The following is a 20,424-nucleotide window of genomic DNA, read 5'->3' as shown; positions in this document are numbered from 1 at the left end:
TCCTTTCTCTAATATAATCAAAATTCGAGGGTCCACTATCTTTGCCCCATGCGAATCGACATTATTTCCGTTTTACCTGAGCTGTTGGAAAGTCCGCTCGGTCACTCAATTATGAAACGTGCCCAAAACAAAGGTCTGCTGGAAGTGCATGTACATCACCTCAGGCAGTGGGCTGTAAACGAATATGGCCAGGTAGATGACTACCAGTATGGAGGAGGTGCCGGCATGGTAATGATGTGTGAGCCCCTGGCTAATGCAATTGACAGTCTTTCCAAAGACCGCAGGTACGACGAGATCATTTATATGACTCCTGACGGTCAGCGGTTTGAACAGAAGATTGCCAACAGGCTTTCGCTGAAAGAAAATCTTCTTATCATCTGCGGCCATTACAAAGGAATCGATCAGCGTATCCGCGATCATTATGTAACTATGGAGATCTCCATAGGAGATTATGTGCTAAGTGGTGGTGAGCTGGCCGCCGCCGTGGTTGTCGACGCAGTAGGTCGTTTATTGCCCGGCGTTCTGAATGATGAAACTTCCGCGCTCACTGATTCCTTCCAGGACGACCTGCTTGCCCCCCCCGTTTATACGCGGCCCGCCGATTTCCGGGGCTGGAAAGTCCCGGACATTCTCCTCAGTGGCGATCTGAAAAAGGTGGATGAGTGGCGCTACGAAGAAGCCCTGAAAAGAACGATCGAGCGTCGTCCCGATATGCAACAGGAGTAACCTGAACGCGCCCGATCAGTTTTATCAGCATGTATTAACGCAATTCCATATGAAGAATGGGATAGGGCTTACCAAGTCCATCGAGCGGGGAACGGTTTACAACTTCGAATCCCATATACCGGTAGAATGCTACGGCATCGGGATTCTGTTCGTTTACATCGACCTTGTTGGCACCCAGGTCTTGTATGGCATGTAACAAAAGTAATTTACCAAAGCCCTTACCCATTTCCCGCGGATGCACAAACAACATCTCTACCTTTTGATCATGCACTCCCAGGAAGCCGAGCAACGCCCCGTTTGCATATAAACCCCAAAGATCAACCGCATCCAGGAACTGGTTTAAAATAAGAGGCCGGAAATACTCAATATCTGACTCAGGAAGAAAGTGATGCGTGGCCCGTACAGAGGCTTCCCACAACGAAACGATCGTTTGGTATTCCTCCCGTGACGGCTTCCTGATTATCCTCTCGCTGGAATTTTGCTGCATGGTTCTTTAATGCTTTAACTGGCGCAAAGCCCTTTCAATACTGCCGGAAGCGGTCAGTACTTCTGCAAAAAGATCACCTTTTTTTTCCAGCCGGGCAAAGATATTTGTGATGTTGAATTGGGATGGATGCAATTTATGATTCACTTCTTTCCATTCAAGCGCCGTAGAAACCTGTGCTCCCGGAACCGGACGCACGCTGTAAACTGAAGACAAGGTCTGTCCACTCCGATTCTGCAGGAAGTCGATATAAATCCTGTTTCCACGCTTACTCAGTGATCGCTCCAAAGTAGTGAAGCCGGGAAGCTGTTCCTGCACAAGCGATGCAATGATGTGTGCGAAATCGCGCACTGTATCGTAGTCATACTTATTCTTTAACGGCGTATATACATGCAATCCCGATGAGCCGGATGTTTTACAAAAAGAATTCATGCCAGCCTTGTCGAAAATCATTTTAGTAGCAAGGGCTGTATCCACGACCTGTTCAAATGTATTCTTATCTGACGGGTCAATATCAATAACCATCCATGTCGGGTGATCCGGTTTTTTGACGGTGCTGTTCCATGGATTCATTTCAATACAACCGAGGTTCGCCAGGTATAATAAAGTGGCAGAATTATTACAGACTATATAATCGATCACCTTATTACTGCTTTCACTCTCGACAGGAAAAACTTTGGCATATTCAGGAGCATGCTCACCTGCATCCTTATGAAAGAAGCCCTTATCATTGATCCCATTCGGATTACGTTTCAATGACAACGGCCGGTCTTTTAAATGTGGCAGGATATAATCGGCAGCCTTTTCATAATAGCGAACAAGATCGAGCTTGGTATATCCATCATCAGGCCAATAGACCTTCCTGGGATTGCTGATCTTTACACTATACTTTCCTGCCTTTATAAAATCTTCCTTTTCCATTTCAGTAAGTTCTTCAACCAGTTCCTCATTTATTTCAGCAGCTTTTTTCTCCTCGCGTAATCGCAGGAATGCAGGATGTCTGAATATGCCGTCGGAAGTAACTTCTGTATAAGCGATATCGGCAACAAGCTTTGGTTTCAGCCAGGTGACTTTTCCATTCACTGGCACCTTGGTGCTAAATGGCGACTCCCCTGTCTCAATGGGCTTCATCAGCTTTTTCATGGATGCTAGCAGGGCGGTTGAAAACCCGGTACCGACATGTCCGCGGTATACCAGTTTACGCCCTTCTTTTCCTGCAAGTACCAATGAACCAAAATGAGATCGTCCACCTTTCGGTTCTGTATACCCGACAATTATCGCCTCACTGCTTTGCACATTTTTGATTTTCAGCCATTGCTTACTCCTGTAGCCCCTGCTGTATGTGCTGTCTGTCTTTTTGGCGATAACTCCTTCCAGTCCCTGTTCGCTGGCAAGTCCAAGAAACTCAATACCTCTTTCCTCAATGTGATCGCAGTACCGAATCACCTTATTTTTACCAAGATATTTTTTCAGTACAGCTTTGCGATCAATCAATTCCAGGTCCTCCATATTCTTTCCACCGAGCTCCAGCATATCAAAAGCATAAAACACTATCGGATAATTCAGGTTGTCTTCGTAATTCTGCAGCTTTTGAAAATCTGGCAGGTTTTTGTCGTTCAGCAATACTACTTCCCCATCAATAATAGCCTGGCCTTTCAATTTTTTAAGTTCATTGAGAATGGAGGGAAACCGCTGACTGAAGTCAAGGCCATTTCGCGAATAGAAACGCACTTCACCATTATCCACTTCTGCAATCGCACGATAACCATCCCACTTGATCTCATAAAGCCATTCCTTATCATCGAACGGAGTCTTAATGGCGGTAGCCAACATTGGCTTAATGAAATTTCCCAGTTTTTTGCCTTTGCCATACCTGATGGAAGCTATAGAGTCTTTTGCAGCCTGGTCCTTATGTTTGATCAGCAGCCAGTTCTTCTCGTCCTGTTTCATCCGGACAAGAACAAATTCACCTTTGAGTTTTTTTCCTTTGATGAGTACTTTAAGATCGCCCTTCCGCAAAGCCTGCAATGCCTGCTTTTCCGTGATAGGTTCGTGTAACTCATTAACAGGTTCAAAAGTGCCACTGTCCCAGATCTTTACCTTACCCGCGCCATAATTGCCTTTGGGGATAGTGCCTGCAAAATCTATATAACTTACCGGGTGGTCTTCGACCATTACAGCTAACCGTTTGTCCTGGGGATCCATGGATGGGCCCTTCGGCACCGCCCAGCTCTTTAAAACCCCGTCAAGCTCCAGCCTGAAATCGTAGTGCAGCCTTGAAGCGTGGTGCTCCTGCACTACAAACCGGAATTTAGTACGCGCAGTTTTCCTGCCCTCGGGCTCCGAGGTTTGCCTGAAATCCCTTTTCTTGTTGTATACTGATAAACTCATGATGCTCTACGCCTGCCCGAAGCTGACTTCGAAGGCGACAAACTTGCCTTCAGCTGTTCCATGAGATCCTTTGTCTTCGAATGCACCACCTTCAACTGGGGAACTGCGACAGACTTGCCCTTCGATTTTGCCTTTATTACCTTCATTAACTTCTCTGTGTAATCATCTTTGAACTGATCGATCTTGAATGGTTTCGTCAGTTGATTGATTAGACTTACAGCCATCTTGACTTCAGCCGGTTTACTTTTCTCGGCAGGAACCTTCAGGTCTTTTGTTGAACGGATTTCTTCTGCAAAGCGGATCCTGTTCAATACAATTACTTCTGAAGTAGCCCTGATGATACACAGGTGCTCCCTGTTATGCATAACAAAGAGGCCAATGCCGGCCTTGTTGGTTTTCTCCAGTGCTTCACGCAACAATACATATGCACGGTCACCGGATTTGTCCGGTTCGAGATAATACGGCAGTTCAAAGAGATTGCTGTCAATTTCTGATACATCTACAAACTGGGTTATCTCTATATGCTTGGTCTTTTCCGGTGCAGCTTTGTCAAAATCCGCCTTATCGAGCACAACATATTTATCGTCGAGCAGGTATCCGCGCACGATATTTTCCCAGGGAACTTCTTTCCCTGTCTTTTCATTCACTCTTTTGTACTTGATGTTTGCATGGTCGCTCTTGTCGAGCATGTCGAGGTCGAGACTGCTGTCTTCAACAGCACTATACAACTTGACCGGGATATTGACCAATCCAAATCCGAGGGAACCTGTCCAGATGGCTTTCATTGCTAATCATTAAAAAATGAAACAATATTGTTATGCCGGTACGATTCTTCTTTCTGTTTCCCAAAACCGGTGCATGGCCACGGCTTTGATAAAGGCATCGGGATTGTCATTCAAAATTACACCACGAGTGTCACCCTCAAGATGTTAATTTTCAATTTACCGGCGGTCCAGGATACCCGAAAGTGGGTATTTTTTTTCCCGCAGAATAAAATCCTCAGGCAGCGAAGGGGTTCAGTCATCTTTATCGCCACCGAGACTGTAGTAGTTGTTTTCCTCATCCTCTTCCCCGATATCTTCCATATTATCATCCAGTTCGCTCCCGGGAACATCAAGGGAATCCCCGGGATTTACACGGTCAGGATTACCAGTTTCCGGGGGAACCCTGGTCGCACCCGAAGCAGGATTCATGATATCCTCTTCGGGTGGATAGTTAATCTGTTCCAGCGGATCTTTTTCTTCTTCTGATTTCTTCCTGTCTTTACCAGGATCTTTTTTATTTACCATAAAAAAGTTTTAAAGGTTATCAATCCACTTGATGATCTCTTCCTTTGATTTTCCTGCGGCTTTCTGAATGCGGCCAACGAGTTCATCTTCCTTTCCCTTCTGATAAACCAGGTCATCATCTGTCATCTGTGCATATTGCTGCTTTACTTTCCCTTTAAGCACATTCCAGTTGCCTTCGAGTTTTTGTTTCCAGGATTCCATGGTATATAATTTTTAATTAAAAAAATATCTCTGCACAGTGCAGGGGTAAAAAAAGCATGCCATAACTTTAATAAAAACAATCATATGCGGTGGACAGGAAGAAGGGAAAGCGGGAATGTTGAAGACAGACGCGGAATGGGCGGACCAATCGCTGTTGGGGGAGGGATCGTTGGCGTAATCGTTCTGTTGCTCAATTTTTTTCTTGGCGGTGGCGACACCTCACAACTCCCCATACCCCAGGGACAAAGTACTCCAATGACGCAGGAAGAAAAGGCGGCAGAAGATACTCTTGCAAAGTTCGTTCGTGTCGTGCTTGCGGAAACGGAAGATGTCTGGAATGACTATTTCTCGAAGCTCGGCGCTGACTACCAGGAACCGACACTAGTTTTTTTCAGTGGTGGAACACAGTCGGGCTGTGGTTCTGCGAGCTCTGCAACCGGCCCTTTCTATTGCCCCGGTGATCAGAAATTATACATAGATCTTTCATTTTACAATGAGTTGAGGGACCGCTTCGGAGCACCTGGTGATTTTGCCATGGCTTATGTTGTGGCTCATGAAGTTGGCCACCATATCCAGACACTCATGGGCACCACCCAGAAAATGGCTGAGATGCGCCAGCGCGTAAACCAGGAAGACTATAACAGGCTATCTGTGATGCTGGAACTGCAGGCAGATTTCCTGGCGGGTATGTGGGCCCACTATACGGGTAATAAGAAACTTCTGGACCCCGACGATATTGAGGAAGCCCTCAATGCGGCAGAAGCTATAGGAGATGATCGTCTGCAGAAAGAAGCACAGGGCTATTCCGTCCCTGAATCATTTACCCACGGTACATCCGAGCAAAGAAAATACTGGTTCACTAAAGGATATCAGACCGGCGACCTCAAACAGGGCGATACCTTTAACGACCCGAGCTTACGGTAAAAGCCTGCCACTATGCATAAATGCGACAATGCAGTTTCATTTCTTTCAGTTACTGTAGCGTTCCTTTTTTGCTGTACCCTTAAGAGCTATTCACAGGATTCCACGTCGATTTCCCGTGTTATTTTCACTGACACCTTACCAGCTTCTAAAAAACGCATTGACGGATCAGTCAGTGACGATAATGGCATTCCGTTACGGAACATTTCTGTGTATCTGAAGGAAAAAAAGATCGCAACGATTACTGACGAAAATGGCCGGTTCAGCCTTCCGGCCGATTCAAACGAAACAGTGATCATTACAGCAGGCGGCTTCAAATCCGTCAGTTTAAAGGCTAAAGAAAACTATATCTCCCATGAAGGATTACAGGTGATCAGCCGATGGGCGGTAACAGATAAAAACCAAATTGTTACAAAAGAAAAAGCTATCGATGTTTTTCCGATACCCTTTCCGTCACCATCAGCTTCATATGACCTGCCATTGGCATATTTTGCCCGGTCCCAAAACCTTGGCGGGGCTGACCGGCTGCTGAGCCAGGGGCTCTCCACTTTCGGGTATGATGAAAAGCGTTACTACCATGTAAATGAGGGTTTCGCGTTGGTCACAAGGATGGAACAAACTGACGACCAGGGCTATTCGCTCTCCAATGCTAACCGCTGGAGCGCCCAGGTCAACAGCGAATTGAACAGCCCATGGAATTATATCAAGGCATTATTTTCTGCACCAATCGGGTATTACCGGGTGCTTGTCTTCCTTGTAACGCCTGCTGACCTGCAGACTTCCGGCCAGCGTATCAGTGCTGAACAGGCCAGGCAGTGGTTCAGTGGCGGATACCTTTCCTTACCAATGGCAATCCGCAACATTCCGTTTACTGCCGGGCATCGCATAACATTGCTGGTATACCAATACAGGAAAGAAGCCGGTAGTGAGGCGGCCTTTCTTCAACCAGGATCAATAAACGGGAAAGAACATTTCGAAAGATCAAAAATCAGTACTGTCATCAAATAATATAGTATGCAGACCATCAGCAAATACGACGGGCAAAAAAAGATCAGTATGTTGTGGTTTGTTGCATCGGGTATTGTATTACTGATCTTTGTATTGATGCTTTTCAGCAGGAACAATGTAGATCGCACTTCAGCATGGCAGTGGCTCATCAGCTATCTCAGCCCTGTGCTTACTTTAATGGCTTCGGCCTTCGTTTACACCATTCAGCACCAAAGAAAATTCCAGTCTAAACTGATCGATGTGTTCTTCTATCGCCTGATCCTTTTCTCATCTGTTTTCTACCTGTTACTGATCCTGGCACTGATCGTGAGTTTCCCTATTGTGGAGCGGAACGATGTCCTGTTCCATGATCACCTGAACCGGAATTCATTTCCTCTTCCCTTTGTACAGGGCCTGATCCTCGTACTTGCCGGAATCTTCTTCAATAAGGGATGAGTCATCCTACTCCAATGGCATGCTCTCATCCTTGTCATTAAATACATACTTGTTAAACCACTGCCAATTGTGCCAGATAGCCGCCAGCCTTTCTTTCGGCTTATTGATGCCGTGACCAAAACCTTTATAAACAATCAGCTTACTCGGAACGTTCCGGTCCTGCAGCCCCCTGTACAATTCATATGCATTCGGGATCGGAACACGCTTATCAAATTCACCGTGCTGGATCAATGTGGGTGTGGAGGCTTTATTGATATTTGTCATCGGTGAGGTCTTCAGGTAAATCTCCATATCATTCCAGGGCGTGGCCTGCAGGTATTGACGCGTAAATGGCGTGATGTCAGTGTTTACGTAATAAGTCACCCAATTGCTTATGCCTGCTCCTACCGAAATAGCCTTGAACATAGTGGTATTTGTCGCAAGGAATGCAGAAATATATCCGCCCTGGCTCCAACCCATCACGCCCATTCTTGCAGTATCTATCATGCCTTGTTTATCAAGGTATTCTACGCCGCTGACAACGTCCCACATATCACCGACACCAAGATTGCGGACATTCAGTGACCTGAACTTTTCCCCGTAACCAGCGCTGCCCCTGTAATTTACGCGGAGCACCAATGCGCCCTTTTCAACCCATTGAATCAGGGGGTAAACATAACCGGTAGCCGGATCAGGAATATCGATGCCGGTCGGACCACCATGTATCACAACCAGCAAGGGGTATCTCTTTCCCGCGGTGAAATTTTTTGGTTTCGACAACACACCTTCTATTGATGAGCCATCGGAACTTTTCCATTCAATCACTTCATTAAGCGGTGTATTCCAGCCCGCAATCTGGGCACTGTTATTTGTTACTTTCTTCAGCGGCTGGTTCATCGTTCCCTCGTAGATCTCATTAAGCCCGGAATAGTTGCGGGCCGAAACAACTACCCGGTCCGTATTGCGGCTAAAAGCAACCGATCCGATAAGATCATACGGCATGTTGACTATTTTCACTCTGCCGGTCTTCGGGTCAACGGAATATAATTTCTGTTTCGTTTTTTCAAGCGCTGTCACAAACAAGCCCTGACGGTTCCAGTCGGCAACGTATTTGTTCTCATCAATATCAGTTGCGATCTCCCGACTGCTGCGCGTAGACAGTTCATAAATAAATAACCTGTTGTTTTTATAATAATTGCTCACTGAATCATTCACTGCACTGCTATACGTAAAGGCAGTTCCATCCGTATTCCAGCGACCAAAAAAATCACCTGTCGGGTTCTTTACAAGCGTGTCGGTTTTTTTTGTCTTCACATCAATCACTACAATGTCAGATGAAGAACCGGACAGGATCATAGGGTTTCGCTGGCTATTGAAAAGAATTTTCTTTCCATCCGGGCTCCAGGCAAATCCATTCACCGTGAAATTTCCTTCGGTTAGTTTCTTTGCCACAGGGAGTTTATAACATTCATACAACCTGGCCTTCGAACTGTCTTTCGCAGCTGAATCAGGTTTCGGGTAACAGGGAAGTTGCCCCGCAAGCAACACAGAGTCAAGGTTGAAATTGAGGATCCAAAGATGGGATAGCCTGTACTCTTCTCCATCGACTGAAAAAGCCCCAAACCTTTCTTTAGTAGTTTTTTCAAGTTTACTTTCCAGTTCCTGCCTGGTATAGACTACCTGTGTGCCATCATTATTCCACTCATAACTGCCGATGCCTTCGTCATCTTTGGTAACCTGGAAAGCCTCTCCCCCATTGACAGGGATAATATACAACTGCGTCTTATCTCCCCGGTCTGCAAGAAAACTTACAAACCTGTTATCAGGGGTAAATCGTGCGGCCATACTGCTACCCTTTGCCGTCCGCGTTAGCTGAACTGCCGGTTCACCATTCCTGACCATCCAGATCTCTGAATCATAGCTGTTGTTTGCCCAGTCAGTCGTACCTACAGTATATATGATCGTTTTACCATCAGGAGAAATCTGCGGGGAACCTACTCCTTTAAGGCTTATCCACTGTTCAAAAGAAATGGAAGCATTCTTCTGTGCAAAGAGCTGCACGCCACAGACAAGAAGCATGACAGACAGGAAATATTTCATAACAGCTGAATTGTATTTAGAAATTTAATGCATTTGACAAGAAGTTAACCAATAAAAAATGGCTGAGCGTTACTACCTTTAAAGAGATTAAATCAGCCGCATGAACGATCGCAAACACGAAGAGATTAGCTTCAATCACATGGGCCAGGAAGTCAACATCATTATTGAAGGTGACATCCCCGGTGGCGTGATCATTTCGTCACCATCCGAACTTTTTGTCCGTTATTTCAGCAGCAGAACGATCTGGGCACACTCCCTTCATACACCAGCCGATCCGGCAAGCAGTTCAAGAGAACAATTCATCCTTGAACTTAAAGCCGCCCTCGAACATCATGGGTGGGATCTGAACGCCTGCTGAATTATTCAGTTTTCAGACTCCTCGCCGGGCTTGTGATTGCAGCTTTGAATGTTTGAAACAGGATAAGTATGGCGGTCAGGGCACACAACATAGCGACCGACAAAACAAATGGGGTAACGTCTATATTTATGCGATATACAAAATCATCCAGCCATTTGTCCATAAGCATATAAGCTGACGGGCAGGCAATAGCCGCGGCGATTAACATTACCGGTACAAACTCCCTTATAAACAGCAGGATGATGGATTCTACGGAAGCACCGAGCACTTTCCTGATACCGATTTCACGGGTACGCTTCTGGATGTTGAGTGATACCAGTCCTAATACCCCAAGCAACACAATTATTATCGCCAGGATCGTGGCAGTATAGGCAGCCTTTTTCAACTGTAGTTCTGTCCGGTACATCATGCGAATGGATTCATCAAGAAATTTGTATTCGAAGGGAACACCGGGCAACAAGGCTGACCATTTTTTCTCCAGTGCGCTGATGGCCTCACCTGTATTTCCCGCTTTCATCTTCACAGAAAGCATACGATAAGTATTTGTGACACCAACGTGGACAAAAGTTACCGGAGGAATGACCTTATGCAGTGAGCCAAAATGGAAGTCTTTTGTAACCCCGGCAATGGTCGAAGGAAATCCTCCTCCACCAACAAACATAACCTGGCCGCCCAGTGCGTCTTCTGCACGTTTCCAGCCCAGCGCCCTTGCCTGTGATTCATTGATCACAATCCGGGATGAATCAGTGAAATAACCAGGACGACTGAAGAACTCACCTGCGAGCATCGGAATTCCATATGTTCCGGCAAAATATTCATCTGACATCAGCAACTGGCTCGATACTGCAGAAGTGGAATCGGCACCTGACCTGTAAATAGCAACAGAACCGGAACTTTGTCCATTCGTAATTTCAAATGAAACAGTGGCCTCCCTTACCTCCGGTAACCGCGTAAATTGCCGGCGAATGTTTTCCACCTTATTAATCCCGGATTTATTCCAGCTGCGTGGCAGTTGGGCTGTAATGATAAAATCCTTGTTATACCCGAGGTCCTTCCTGAAGAAAAGTGCGACCTGGTTTGTTATAACCAGGGAACTGACAAGCACCACCGTAGCAATGCTGAACTGGAAAACAACCAGGGTCTTTCTCAACAGGATATTATCTTTTACTGACGACAACTTCCCTTTCAGTGTTTCCACCGAGCGAAGAGCGGATAATATAAATGCGGGGTAAATGCCTGCTGCGATGCCCAGTAATAAGGCCAGCACCAAGGGATATAAAATAAAATATAACGGAAAGTCATGCAGGTGGGGCAAAGGCTTTCCCAGCACCTGGGCAAAAAAATCGGCGGCAACAACGTACAGAACCATTGCAATCACCATCGCTAAACAAACAATTAATGTCGACTCAACCAGGAACTGGATAACCAGCTGTTTTTTCATCCCTCCCAACACCTTTCGCATTCCCACTTCTTTCATTCTTCCTGCTGAACGACTGACTGCAAGGTTAATAAAATTCACTATGGCCATTAACAGGATAAAAAAAGCTATCCCTGAAAGAACCAGGAGCATTTTCCGGATTAACCCATTGTCGGCGCCAAGATAATATTCCTTTAATGGCACGACAAAAGGTTTCATTCCCATTTCAATTGCCTGTGGTGCCTGTTGCCGTATAATGGATAGCATGGGTCCTTCCATTTGCCTGGCTGTTACACCCGGCTGTAATTGAAGGTAACCTACGATATATGCATTACCCCAATTCATGTTCCTGCTGAAATAATCCAGGTTGCTCGTACTTACATATACCTGGTTGTCATTTTCATCCGTAAGCCACGTAACAGAATTCCGGTATGGTTTCTTCATTACGCCGGTGACAAGGAAATCATGCCTAGTTCCCGAAAAACTTTCAATTGTCAATGTTTCACCAGCAACATCTGTCCGCCCGAAATACCTTTTTGCCCTGTCCTCCGTAATCACCGCAGTGAAGGGAGCATTTAGCGCCGTTTGAATGTTTCCCTGCAGCAATTCAAAACCATACATTGTTAACATGGTACTGTCCACGATCTGTATCCCTTCCCGAAAGCTTTTTTCACCATGACTCACAACGGAAGTAATGCCATCCCACCTGCAATATTCCGCTACCAGGTTCGGATATTGTTCCTTCAGCTCTTTCGCAAGCGGTCCGAATGTTGTCAGTTCCAGCCCCTGGTTGGGATCTTTCCACTTGCTTTGAATGATGTATTGATCCCCTGCATTTTTAAGCCGCTTATTGACCTGCAGCTCACTCCAAACGAAGGCAGCGATAAGGAGGGTAAAGGCAATACCTGAAGAGAGGCCAAAAATATTTACCAGTGAATAAAAGCGATGGTTCGCCAGGTTGCGCCAGGCAATTTTGAAGTAATTACGTAACATGCTACCAGATTAACAAGGAATCCAGCAAGAAGGATACTATTTTTTCAAACCGTTGATAATCAGCAAACAGTGACCTACAACCGAAAGATACGTTGTGCGGTTTCGATACACCTTCCGTCCATATCTGGACAAAAAAAGACCGGCAGATAATCTGCCGGCCCCCTTTATTTACCGTCCGGGTGAAATTAATTGGTTCTAAACATGATGCATTTCCAATAATACGATGCCTGTGTGTGTTGTTTTTGATCCATACCCTCAGTTTTAGGTAATTACAGGTACAAACGTTGTACCATTTAACTCCAAAGCGGTACAACTATGATCAACGGTGATTTTATACCACTATTTGTGGAGTGCCACTCCTCAGTTCGTCAGCAAAAATTTCCCATCCATCGGGAAATCAGGTCATCTTATCGAACAGTTTTTAACTCTATGATCTGCCACTGCATCTTTGAGTCAGAATATAATACTGGAAACCCCTAAACCCAGTTTTTTTACAGGCACCAGTTTTAAGTCAGATTTGGTTTTTCACGTTCAAACAATAGTCTCCTTTCAGGGAGACTTTGTTTTTATAAAGACGGCTTAAAAGTAGAATCTGCAACCGGCTTGTTCACTTCCACTTTCTTTACTACCAGGTCAGCACTCATGCCCGGAGCAACCGGAAGGTTAATTGCCATCGGAATCACAATGCCTTCAGGCAGTTTCTGGTAGTTGCTGAAGAAGACAACGGATTCAGATTCGAGGCCATTTACAACCTGCTTCGACAGCACCTTTACCAGGTACCAGTTTTCCGAATCGATAAAGTACGTCTCCTGCTTGCCGCTTTTATGGGTGATATTCAGCTTAAGCATTGCCTTCCCGTCAACTTCATCCTTACCCGCATATTCGACTTTATGCCCCTTAGATTTATAATCCATCAACGCACCCTGAAGGTCACACTGGTCAACACTTTGCTTAACCGCATCTTCAGGTAGTTGCTGAACCGATGTTTGTCCGTGGAATGGTAAGTACGCCCACCCTGCGGTGGGTGTAATGATCTGGAAGCCTGTCATACCCATTACGGAAATATCCTGCCGGACACCGACATTATGCACGGTCGTCGACACAAGGGTAACATCGGCCCCCTGCACCAACATTGTGCCCTCGCTTATGAGTGACGTTACTTTTTTCCAGTTCTCCTTTCCGCCGATCGCTGCAAAGTATTTGTCTATCACCTCATCCGCCGATTGGGCGCTTACGGTAATTGTAACCAGGAATGAGGCAATAGCCAGCATTATTTTCTTTCTCAGCATATGTTGTTATTTGGGTTCAAATAAGGAAGGATCAACAGGATGGTTGACTTCTATCTTTTCATAGGTGGTACTACCGCCCATGCCTGAGCGCTTTACGGAAAACGGGAATACAAATCCATCTGTGGTTTTCTGATAGTCCGCAAATTCAGTCACAACCTCCGCTTCGGCATTATTACCGCCCTGGCCACCCTGTCCGCCTCTTCTGCCCATGCCTCCCCCCTTTCGGACTTCACGTCTGACATAGTAGGTTGCCGGATCAATATAGTAAGTGATTACACTACCGGTATTCAGTGTAAGCCGGATCTTAAACAACTCCGTCCCATCCACATTTTCCTTGCCAAGGAGCTCGGCAATATGACCTTTCGCCGCATAGTTCACCAGTGGTCCTGCACAATCGAGCTCCGGCTGCAGTGCAGTTACACGTTCTGCTCCCATTGGTTCAAAGTTTCCGCCATTCCGCGGATTTTTCATCCACCCCGCTTTATCGGTAACCAGCATCGCGAAACTGCCCATCCCGAAATTTATCTCCGTGCGCATCAGCTTTTTGTTCACTTTCGTCATTTTCGAAGTGATCTCGTTGCCGTTCTGTGCGACCGACACTCCTTCCATATAAACAGACTGGATATTATTGAGTTTTTCACGTCCCCCGAGCGCATCCTCATATTTTGAAACGACATCATCAACACTCTGGGCCTGTGCTGCAAAAAGATTCAGTGTAAGGTAACAGGCAATTATCGCTGTCATCCATTTTGGCATAAAAAATTGTTTAGTGGGGTTGATTGTTATGCTCAAATTTATAATGAAATACGGGTGTTTGCCAGCCGTTCAACCAAATGATTGCATAATAGCATCGCTTTTTTTCACTTTTTCGGGTAGTTGGGTAAATTGCATTGATAAACAGCACCATATGCCTGAAATCATCCAGGGCAATATTGTCGACATCCTGGCAAGGAATATTTATTTCGGAGAATTGCACCTGGCTGAAGGACGGATTACCCGCATCCGGATGCTTTCTGATGGCATAAATACAGCGGCTCCTTATATCACGCCGGGTTTTGTCGATGCCCATGTTCACATTGAAAGTTCGATGCTCGTACCATCTTCCTTTGCCCGGTTGGCTGTAGTGCATGGCACCGTCGCCACCGTCAGCGATCCGCATGAGATCGCTAACGTCTGCGGCGAAGAAGGAATCGAGTTTATGATTGCGAATGGAAGGACGGTCCCTTTTAAATTTCATTTTGGTGCTCCGAGCTGTGTTCCGGCAACAAAATTTGAAACGGCGGGAGCTGAACTGGACGCTGCCGCTGTCAGGAGGCTTTTGGAACGTGACGACATCTATTACCTTAGCGAGATGATGAATTTTCCGGGTGTACTGAACGGTGACACAGAAGTGATGGAGAAGATAGCTGCGGCAAAAACCCTGGATAAGCCTGTCGACGGACATGCGCCAGGGTTAAGGGGCGAGGATGCGCATCGCTATATCGCTGCGGGTATCAGCACGGATCACGAATGCTTTACCCCGGGTGAAGCGCTTGACAAACTTCAACACGGCATGAAGATCCTGATAAGGGAAGGAAGTGCCGCAAAGAACTTTGATGCCCTGATCGGGCTGCTGGAAAAGTACCCTGAGCAAATTATGTTTTGTACCGACGACAAACATCCCGACAGCCTTGTGGCTGGTCATATTGATCAACTGTGTGCACGGGCCATTGAAAAGGAGATTGATTTGTTCAACATACTGAGAGCAGCCTGTATCAATCCCGTTCTGCATTACCGGATGAATGTTGGTCTGCTTCGTGAGGGTGATCCTGCCGACTTCATCCTGATGGAGGAACTGGAGCATTTTGACGTACTCGAAACCTGGGTGAATGGCCAGCTGGTTGCGCGCAATGGACAATCACTCATCCCCCACCAGGATACGTCCACAGTAAACCGGTTCAGCCGGGAACCTTTGAATGCCGATGCTTTCCGAATGCCCGCCACCCGGGAACCGCAGCCCGCCATAGAAGCATTGAACGGGCAGCTTATCACGAACAGGATCCCGATCACTTCCAATGACCTGAACGTTGAAAACGGGTTCTATCTCAGTAATCCCAAAATGGACCTGTTGAAGATCTGCGTGGTTAACCGTTACGGGCAGGCTCCCGTTGCACTTGGATTCGTAAAGAATTTCGGACTGAAAAAGGGCGCAATCGCTTCTTCGGTTGCTCACGACTCCCATAATATAATCGCTGTAGGCGTCGACGACATAAGCCTCTGTGCAGCCGTTAACCTGGTAATCCGGGAAAAAGGCGGCATCAGTTGTGTCTGTCCCGATAAAGAAGCCGTTCTTTCCCTTCCCGTAGCAGGACTGATGAGCAATGATGATGGCTATGAAGTGGCAAAAGCCTATACGGAGATCGATAGTATGGCAAAGGACCTGGGATCAACGCTGGCGGCACCGTTCATGACACTTTCATTTATGGCACTCCTGGTTATTCCGGAACTTAAGCTCAGCGATAAAGGGCTGTTCAACGGGGCGACATTTGGGTTTGAACAATGACCTTCGTCATTCACCGCCCTGCTCCCCCCATTCACCGACAAAGCTCCCTTTCCGGCCTATTGCTACTTGACTGGCGATCAGTCTGCCTGTAGCTTTGGTAAAAATTATTACAATGGAAGCCCAGGATACACAGAATTCACAGAACATGCAGAATTCGCAAGGTGCCGCAGATCCGATGGATCCACGGGACTACCGCCAATACCGGCGCATGCGCAGGGAGAGGTTCCGCCACTGTGCGCGTGGCAATGAAAAGCACAACGGTCTCTTCTTCGGCCTTATGCTTTGCACAGTTGGTGGTTTACTAATCGCCCGGCAGGCAGGTGCTCCCATTCCTGAATACGTCTTTACATGGCAGATGCTCCTGATCGCTGTAGGAGTCTTTTCCGGCATCAGCAATGGCTTCAGGCATATGTTCTGGCTGGTTCCGACTGCAGTTGGCGTGATCTTCCTGGTAAGGGAATATTTTCCGAACCAGGCCATTGAACCTTACCTGATACCTGCCGCTCTTATTATAGTCGGATTGCTTATCATGATCAGGACCACGCGCTCAAAAAACAGGCGGACGAGCTCTCGGACAGGTATGGACACCGGAAGTGAAGGTGAAACGGGATTCACTGCTTCAGGTGGAATGGACGGATCGACCATTACCGACCGTGAGACCATCGACGAAAGTGTCGTATTCGGCAACGTCCGCAAGGTCGTGATCACAAAGGAGTTTCGCGGCGGGGAAGTATCAGCCGTCTTTGCAAGTGCGGAGATCAACCTCCTACAGGCCGACATCCAGCAACCGGCAAGACTTGAGCTTAATTCTGTTTTCGGAAGCATCCGGCTCGTCGTTCCGGCACACTGGCAACTGAAACTTGAAACCAATGCAGTGCTCGGCGGAATAGAAGACAAACGCCCACGTCACGCAATTTACTCCGACAAGATCCTCCATATTGAAGGCAATGCAGTATTTGGGGGAATTGAAATCGAGAGTCATTGACATCCGGCCATATTTATCCACTCATCACTAATCATCTCTTTATGAACTGGTATATTGCAAAGATCGTTTACGAGATCATCTGCGGCGACGGGGATCATTGTCCGCAGTTCGATGAACAGCTCAGGCTTGTCTCAGCAACTGACCTGAAGAGCGCATATGAAAAAGCATACCGGATTGGCCAGCAGGAAGCTGTTACCTTTCCCAACAGTCAGCAACAGCTCGTTCAATGGAAGTTTGTCGAGGTTCCGGAATTACTGCTGCTTCACCAGATAATTGATGGTGCGGAAGTGTACAGCCGGATAACCGAAATTGACAACCCACAGAGTTACAGGAATATGCTCCATACCAGGGCACGCAACCTGCTGCAAAATAAACTGCAATGCCAACCATCCCCTACTCACAGCTGACGCTAAAGCTGATTACGGGCATATTTATTTACCTGTTGCTGCAATTGAATTTTTTCACGCTGCTGCAGATGGGATTTCCCTTCATTACCAGCCTTACGGATTCATTGTTCAATGCAGGTCTTCTGATTCTCGGAAACTCTGCCATTATGCATACATTCCGCTATTACCAGCCACCGGCAGGTAAATTCTGGATAACGCTTGTGCTTGCTGCTGTATTTGCTTTCCTTCTTGCCCTGGCCGCACACCTGTTGCTGCCCGTAATCATCCGTGGTGATCCTGCTTACAACTCTTTGCTGAACCGTACATTCGGGATCCGCACAGGATTTGCCATCCTGATGGTGGGCATGATGGTGGTCCTCAATATTCTCTGGAACCTTCTTAACCGCCAGGGCGAAGCTGCTGAACGCGCCCAGGAGACACTGGCCCTGGCCCGCGAGGCTGAATTGTTCAAATTGAGGCAGCAGCTTCAGCCTCATTTCCTGTTCAACAGCCTCAACTCAATAAATGCACTTGTCGGTTCACAGCCTAAAGAAGCCAGGAAGATGATTGAACAGTTGTCAACCTTCCTTCGTGCTACTATTAACCGGAAAGATGGCGAGCTGGTACCACTGGCTGAAGAAATGGAACAGATCAACCGTTATCTTGAAATTGAGAAGCTTAGATTTGGTCACCGGCTGCAAACGGAAATCCATATCAACGAAAACTGTACAGAAGCTGCACTGCCACCATTGTTACTGCAGCCGATCGTAGAGAACGCGATTAAGTTCGGACTTTATGATACAATCGGTGAGGTAACCATCCGCCTGAATTCTAACTGCCAGAATGGTTTTCTCACTATCGAAGTAACAAATCCTTTTGATCCGGGAACGAGTCCGGCCCGCAGGGGAACAGGCTTCGGACTATCAGCAGTACAACGCAGGCTCTACCTGATTTTCGGCCGGCAGGATCTCCTGCGGTCAGAGGCATTAAACAACCTTTTTACCACTACGATAAATATTCCACAGCATTATGTTCAGGGTAATAATAATTGATGATGAACCACTCGCCAGCCAGGTGATCAGGGAATACCTGCAAGCACATCCCCAATTCGAAGTGACCCAGGCCTGCAACGACGGGTTTGAAGGATTGAAAGCAATCCAGCAACACCATCCCGATCTGGTTTTCCTTGATATCCAGATGCCCAAGATCAATGGATTTGAAATGCTGGAGCTCGTTGAGGATCCGCCGGCGATCATCTTTGCCACAGCTTTTGATGAATATGCGATCCGCGCCTTTGAGCATCATGCTGTTGATTACCTTCTCAAACCGTTCAGCCAGGAACGTTTTGATAAAGCCATTCACAAATTCGCACAGCAGCATTCAGCTGATAATGCCGGAAGGGGTGAGAAGACAAAGGCCCTGCTTGAAACCGCCGCACAATCGCCGATGCAAAACGATAGGATCGTGATCCGCGATAATAACAATATCCGTATCGTACTCGTTGATGACATCCATTATATTGAAGCTGCCGATGACTATGCAAGAATTGCCACTTCAAACGGCATCTACCTCAAGAACAGGACAATGCAATCATTCGAACAACTATTGCCGGCTTCCGGATTTATCAGGATCCACCGGTCTTATATTGTCAACATAAAAGAAATAACGCAACTGCATCAACTGGAAAAGGAAACTTACCTGGTACTGTTACGTTCCGGGAAGAAACTGCCCGTGAGCCGAAGCGGTTACAGCAAACTGCGGGTCGCACTGAAATAATTTATCCGGCTCAGGCTTCAACACCCAGCCACATTGCACCGCCTATGCTGTCCCGTCGTGCGCCGGTCACAGATGCCAGTGTATTGTTTTCTTCGCGCCACCGTAATACACCAATCAGGGCCATGATCACTGCTTCTTTATACTCGACAAGTTGACGGTCCGGCACATCAACGGTTAAACCCGACCCTTCCACTGCTGCCCGGATGCGACCAACAAGGTGATCATTCAATGCCCCCCCGCCGGTTACCAGCAATTTCTGCCCTTCCAGGTTCATGTGTTCACGGGCGGCGATATTGTCAATATTCAGCTTTAGTTGCCTGGCAATATGTTCGGAATAAGTCGCAAGTGCGTCGGCAGTGGCGAGACCCGAATCTGCCAGGATGGGGTATACCACATCAGTTCCAAAATCATTGGCTAGCGATTTGGGGTAGGGAAGGCCGTAATAATCCAGTTTGTCGAGTTGCTCAAGCATCTTAGTGTCAGGCTGGCCGGAACCTGCGAGTTTTCCGCCTTCATCCATTGCAATGCCTTCCTGTTTTACAAGCATATTCAGTACCCGGTTTGCAGGACAGATATCGAACGCATAATAACTACCGTTATTCCGGTACGACAGGTTGGCAATTCCGCCCAGGTTCAGCAGAAAACCATAATCGCCAAGCAAAAGCTTTTCGCCTATGGGTACAATCGGGGCACCCTGGCCACCGAAGGCGATATCCAGGGCCCGCAGATCGCTGATAACGGGCAAACCTGTTTCGGCCGCAATTGCAGCACCATCACCTATCTGGCCGGTCATTCCGCGAAGAGGCATATGGAATGTGGTATGACCGTGGGAAGAGATCATATCTACCTTGTGATGCAAGCCGAATCGCTGGATAAAATCATTCACGGCATTTCCGATATAATGCCCGTAATCGGCATGAAGCAGCATATAATCCCGGGCCGACAGGTTAATAGCACCTCGTAGCTTTTCCACCCACTCTTCGGTATAATGGTGACAGTAAGTATGCTGGATTTCCATATTCCAGCGCCCCCCTGTTTCATGTAGAAAAACATACGCTATATCGAGTCCGTCAAGGGAACTCCCACTCATTAGTCCTATCGCTTTATATACCATGGAAAAAATGTTTTTGATTTACCAGCCTGA

The 20,424-nt window shown here is 46.9% G+C and carries 20 protein-coding genes; 10 read left to right on the top strand and 10 right to left on the bottom strand.

What is annotated here, in order from left to right; genetic code table 11:
• Positions 1-48: 48 nt before the first annotated feature.
• Entirely contained in the window at positions 49-726 is a 678-nt protein-coding gene (gene trmD / locus OI18_RS06780; protein ID WP_039138342.1) for a tRNA (guanosine(37)-N1)-methyltransferase TrmD, read from the top strand.
• A 34-nt stretch (positions 727-760) separates the two neighbouring features.
• Here trmD and OI18_RS06775 read toward each other — a convergent pair whose 3' ends face one another.
• The 5 genes from OI18_RS06775 to OI18_RS06755 all read right to left on the bottom strand — a co-directional run bounded on the left by OI18_RS06775 (position 761) and on the right by OI18_RS06755 (position 5,091).
• Positions 761-1,213 (bottom strand): GNAT family N-acetyltransferase, encoded by a 453-nt coding sequence (locus OI18_RS06775; protein ID WP_052272947.1) that lies wholly within the window; start codon positions 1,211-1,213, stop codon positions 761-763.
• Between the two features lie 6 nt (positions 1,214-1,219).
• The gene (gene ligD / locus OI18_RS06770; RefSeq protein ID WP_039138333.1) at positions 1,220-3,601 is read right to left on the bottom strand and encodes a DNA ligase D; all 2,382 of its coding nucleotides are present in this window, start codon (positions 3,599-3,601) and stop codon (positions 1,220-1,222) included.
• Positions 3,598-4,386, bottom strand: a complete 789-nt coding sequence (gene ku / locus OI18_RS06765) for a non-homologous end joining protein Ku (protein ID WP_039138326.1) — start codon at positions 4,384-4,386, stop codon at positions 3,598-3,600. The genes ligD and ku overlap by 4 nt, the downstream gene beginning before the upstream one ends.
• Before the next feature lie 231 nt (positions 4,387-4,617).
• Positions 4,618-4,890 (bottom strand): hypothetical protein, encoded by a 273-nt coding sequence (locus OI18_RS06760; protein WP_039138324.1) that lies wholly within the window; start codon positions 4,888-4,890, stop codon positions 4,618-4,620.
• A gap of 9 nt (positions 4,891-4,899) precedes the next feature.
• On the bottom strand, positions 4,900-5,091 hold the full coding sequence (locus OI18_RS06755) for a CsbD family protein (protein WP_039138323.1): 192 nt from the start codon (positions 5,089-5,091) through the stop codon (positions 4,900-4,902).
• A gap of 84 nt (positions 5,092-5,175) precedes the next feature.
• Between OI18_RS06755 and ypfJ the strand changes: the two genes are divergently transcribed.
• The 3 genes from ypfJ to OI18_RS06740 are packed head-to-tail and all read left to right on the top strand — an operon-like array spanning position 5,176 to position 7,455.
• On the top strand, positions 5,176-6,015 hold the full coding sequence (gene ypfJ, locus OI18_RS06750) for a KPN_02809 family neutral zinc metallopeptidase (RefSeq protein WP_039138322.1): 840 nt from the start codon (positions 5,176-5,178) through the stop codon (positions 6,013-6,015).
• Positions 6,016-6,027: 12 nt separating this feature from the next.
• On the top strand, positions 6,028-7,020 hold the full coding sequence (locus tag OI18_RS06745; RefSeq protein ID WP_039138321.1) for a carboxypeptidase-like regulatory domain-containing protein: 993 nt from the start codon (positions 6,028-6,030) through the stop codon (positions 7,018-7,020).
• Positions 7,021-7,026: 6 nt separating this feature from the next.
• Positions 7,027-7,455: a hypothetical protein gene (locus OI18_RS06740; RefSeq protein ID WP_039138319.1), complete on the top strand. Its 429-nt coding sequence runs from the start codon at positions 7,027-7,029 to the stop codon at positions 7,453-7,455.
• Positions 7,456-7,461: 6 nt separating this feature from the next.
• Here OI18_RS06740 and OI18_RS06735 read toward each other — a convergent pair whose 3' ends face one another.
• Positions 7,462-9,534: a S9 family peptidase gene (locus OI18_RS06735; protein ID WP_039138317.1), complete on the bottom strand. Its 2,073-nt coding sequence runs from the start codon at positions 9,532-9,534 to the stop codon at positions 7,462-7,464.
• 100 nt (positions 9,535-9,634) lie between these two features.
• Between OI18_RS06735 and OI18_RS06730 the strand changes: the two genes are divergently transcribed.
• Positions 9,635-9,892, top strand: coding sequence for a hypothetical protein (locus OI18_RS06730; protein ID WP_039138316.1), 258 nt, complete (start codon positions 9,635-9,637; stop codon positions 9,890-9,892).
• Position 9,893: 1 nt separating this feature from the next.
• Here the strand turns inward: OI18_RS06730 and OI18_RS06725 are convergent, their stop codons facing one another.
• The 3 genes from OI18_RS06725 to OI18_RS06715 all read right to left on the bottom strand — a co-directional run bounded on the left by OI18_RS06725 (position 9,894) and on the right by OI18_RS06715 (position 14,347).
• Entirely contained in the window at positions 9,894-12,302 is a 2,409-nt protein-coding gene (locus OI18_RS06725; protein ID WP_039138314.1) for an ABC transporter permease, read from the bottom strand.
• A 566-nt stretch (positions 12,303-12,868) separates the two neighbouring features.
• On the bottom strand, positions 12,869-13,591 hold the full coding sequence (locus tag OI18_RS06720) for a LolA-like protein (RefSeq protein WP_039138312.1): 723 nt from the start codon (positions 13,589-13,591) through the stop codon (positions 12,869-12,871).
• Between the two features lie 6 nt (positions 13,592-13,597).
• Positions 13,598-14,347, bottom strand: coding sequence for a LolA-like protein (locus OI18_RS06715; RefSeq protein ID WP_039138309.1), 750 nt, complete (start codon positions 14,345-14,347; stop codon positions 13,598-13,600).
• 151 nt (positions 14,348-14,498) lie between these two features.
• Here OI18_RS06715 and ade point away from each other — a divergent pair, with 151 nt between their 5' ends.
• The 5 genes from ade to OI18_RS06690 all read left to right on the top strand — a co-directional run bounded on the left by ade (position 14,499) and on the right by OI18_RS06690 (position 19,280).
• Complete coding sequence (gene ade, locus OI18_RS06710; protein WP_039138307.1) at positions 14,499-16,133, top strand: adenine deaminase; 1,635 nt, start codon at positions 14,499-14,501, stop codon at positions 16,131-16,133.
• A 112-nt stretch (positions 16,134-16,245) separates the two neighbouring features.
• A complete protein-coding gene (locus OI18_RS23685) occupies positions 16,246-17,118 on the top strand; it encodes a LiaF transmembrane domain-containing protein (RefSeq protein WP_052272946.1) in 873 nt (290 codons plus the stop codon).
• A 41-nt stretch (positions 17,119-17,159) separates the two neighbouring features.
• A complete protein-coding gene (locus OI18_RS06700) occupies positions 17,160-17,525 on the top strand; it encodes a DUF4288 domain-containing protein (protein ID WP_052272945.1) in 366 nt (121 codons plus the stop codon).
• Entirely contained in the window at positions 17,498-18,556 is a 1,059-nt protein-coding gene (locus OI18_RS06695) for a sensor histidine kinase (protein ID WP_052272944.1), read from the top strand. The genes OI18_RS06700 and OI18_RS06695 overlap by 28 nt, the downstream gene beginning before the upstream one ends.
• The gene (locus OI18_RS06690; protein ID WP_039138305.1) at positions 18,534-19,280 is read left to right on the top strand and encodes a LytR/AlgR family response regulator transcription factor; all 747 of its coding nucleotides are present in this window, start codon (positions 18,534-18,536) and stop codon (positions 19,278-19,280) included. Before OI18_RS06695 ends, OI18_RS06690 begins: the two co-directional genes overlap by 23 nt.
• Before the next feature lie 10 nt (positions 19,281-19,290).
• Here OI18_RS06690 and OI18_RS06685 read toward each other — a convergent pair whose 3' ends face one another.
• Positions 19,291-20,394: an anhydro-N-acetylmuramic acid kinase gene (locus OI18_RS06685; protein ID WP_039138302.1), complete on the bottom strand. Its 1,104-nt coding sequence runs from the start codon at positions 20,392-20,394 to the stop codon at positions 19,291-19,293.
• Positions 20,395-20,424: the final 30 nt, after the last annotated feature.

Source organism: Flavihumibacter solisilvae, assembly GCF_000814475.1.
In the GTDB taxonomy this organism is placed as follows: domain Bacteria; phylum Bacteroidota; class Bacteroidia; order Chitinophagales; family Chitinophagaceae; genus Flavihumibacter; species Flavihumibacter solisilvae.
The sequence above is the reverse complement of the archived record's forward strand: the minus strand, read 5'-3'. Positions and strand labels throughout refer to the sequence as shown.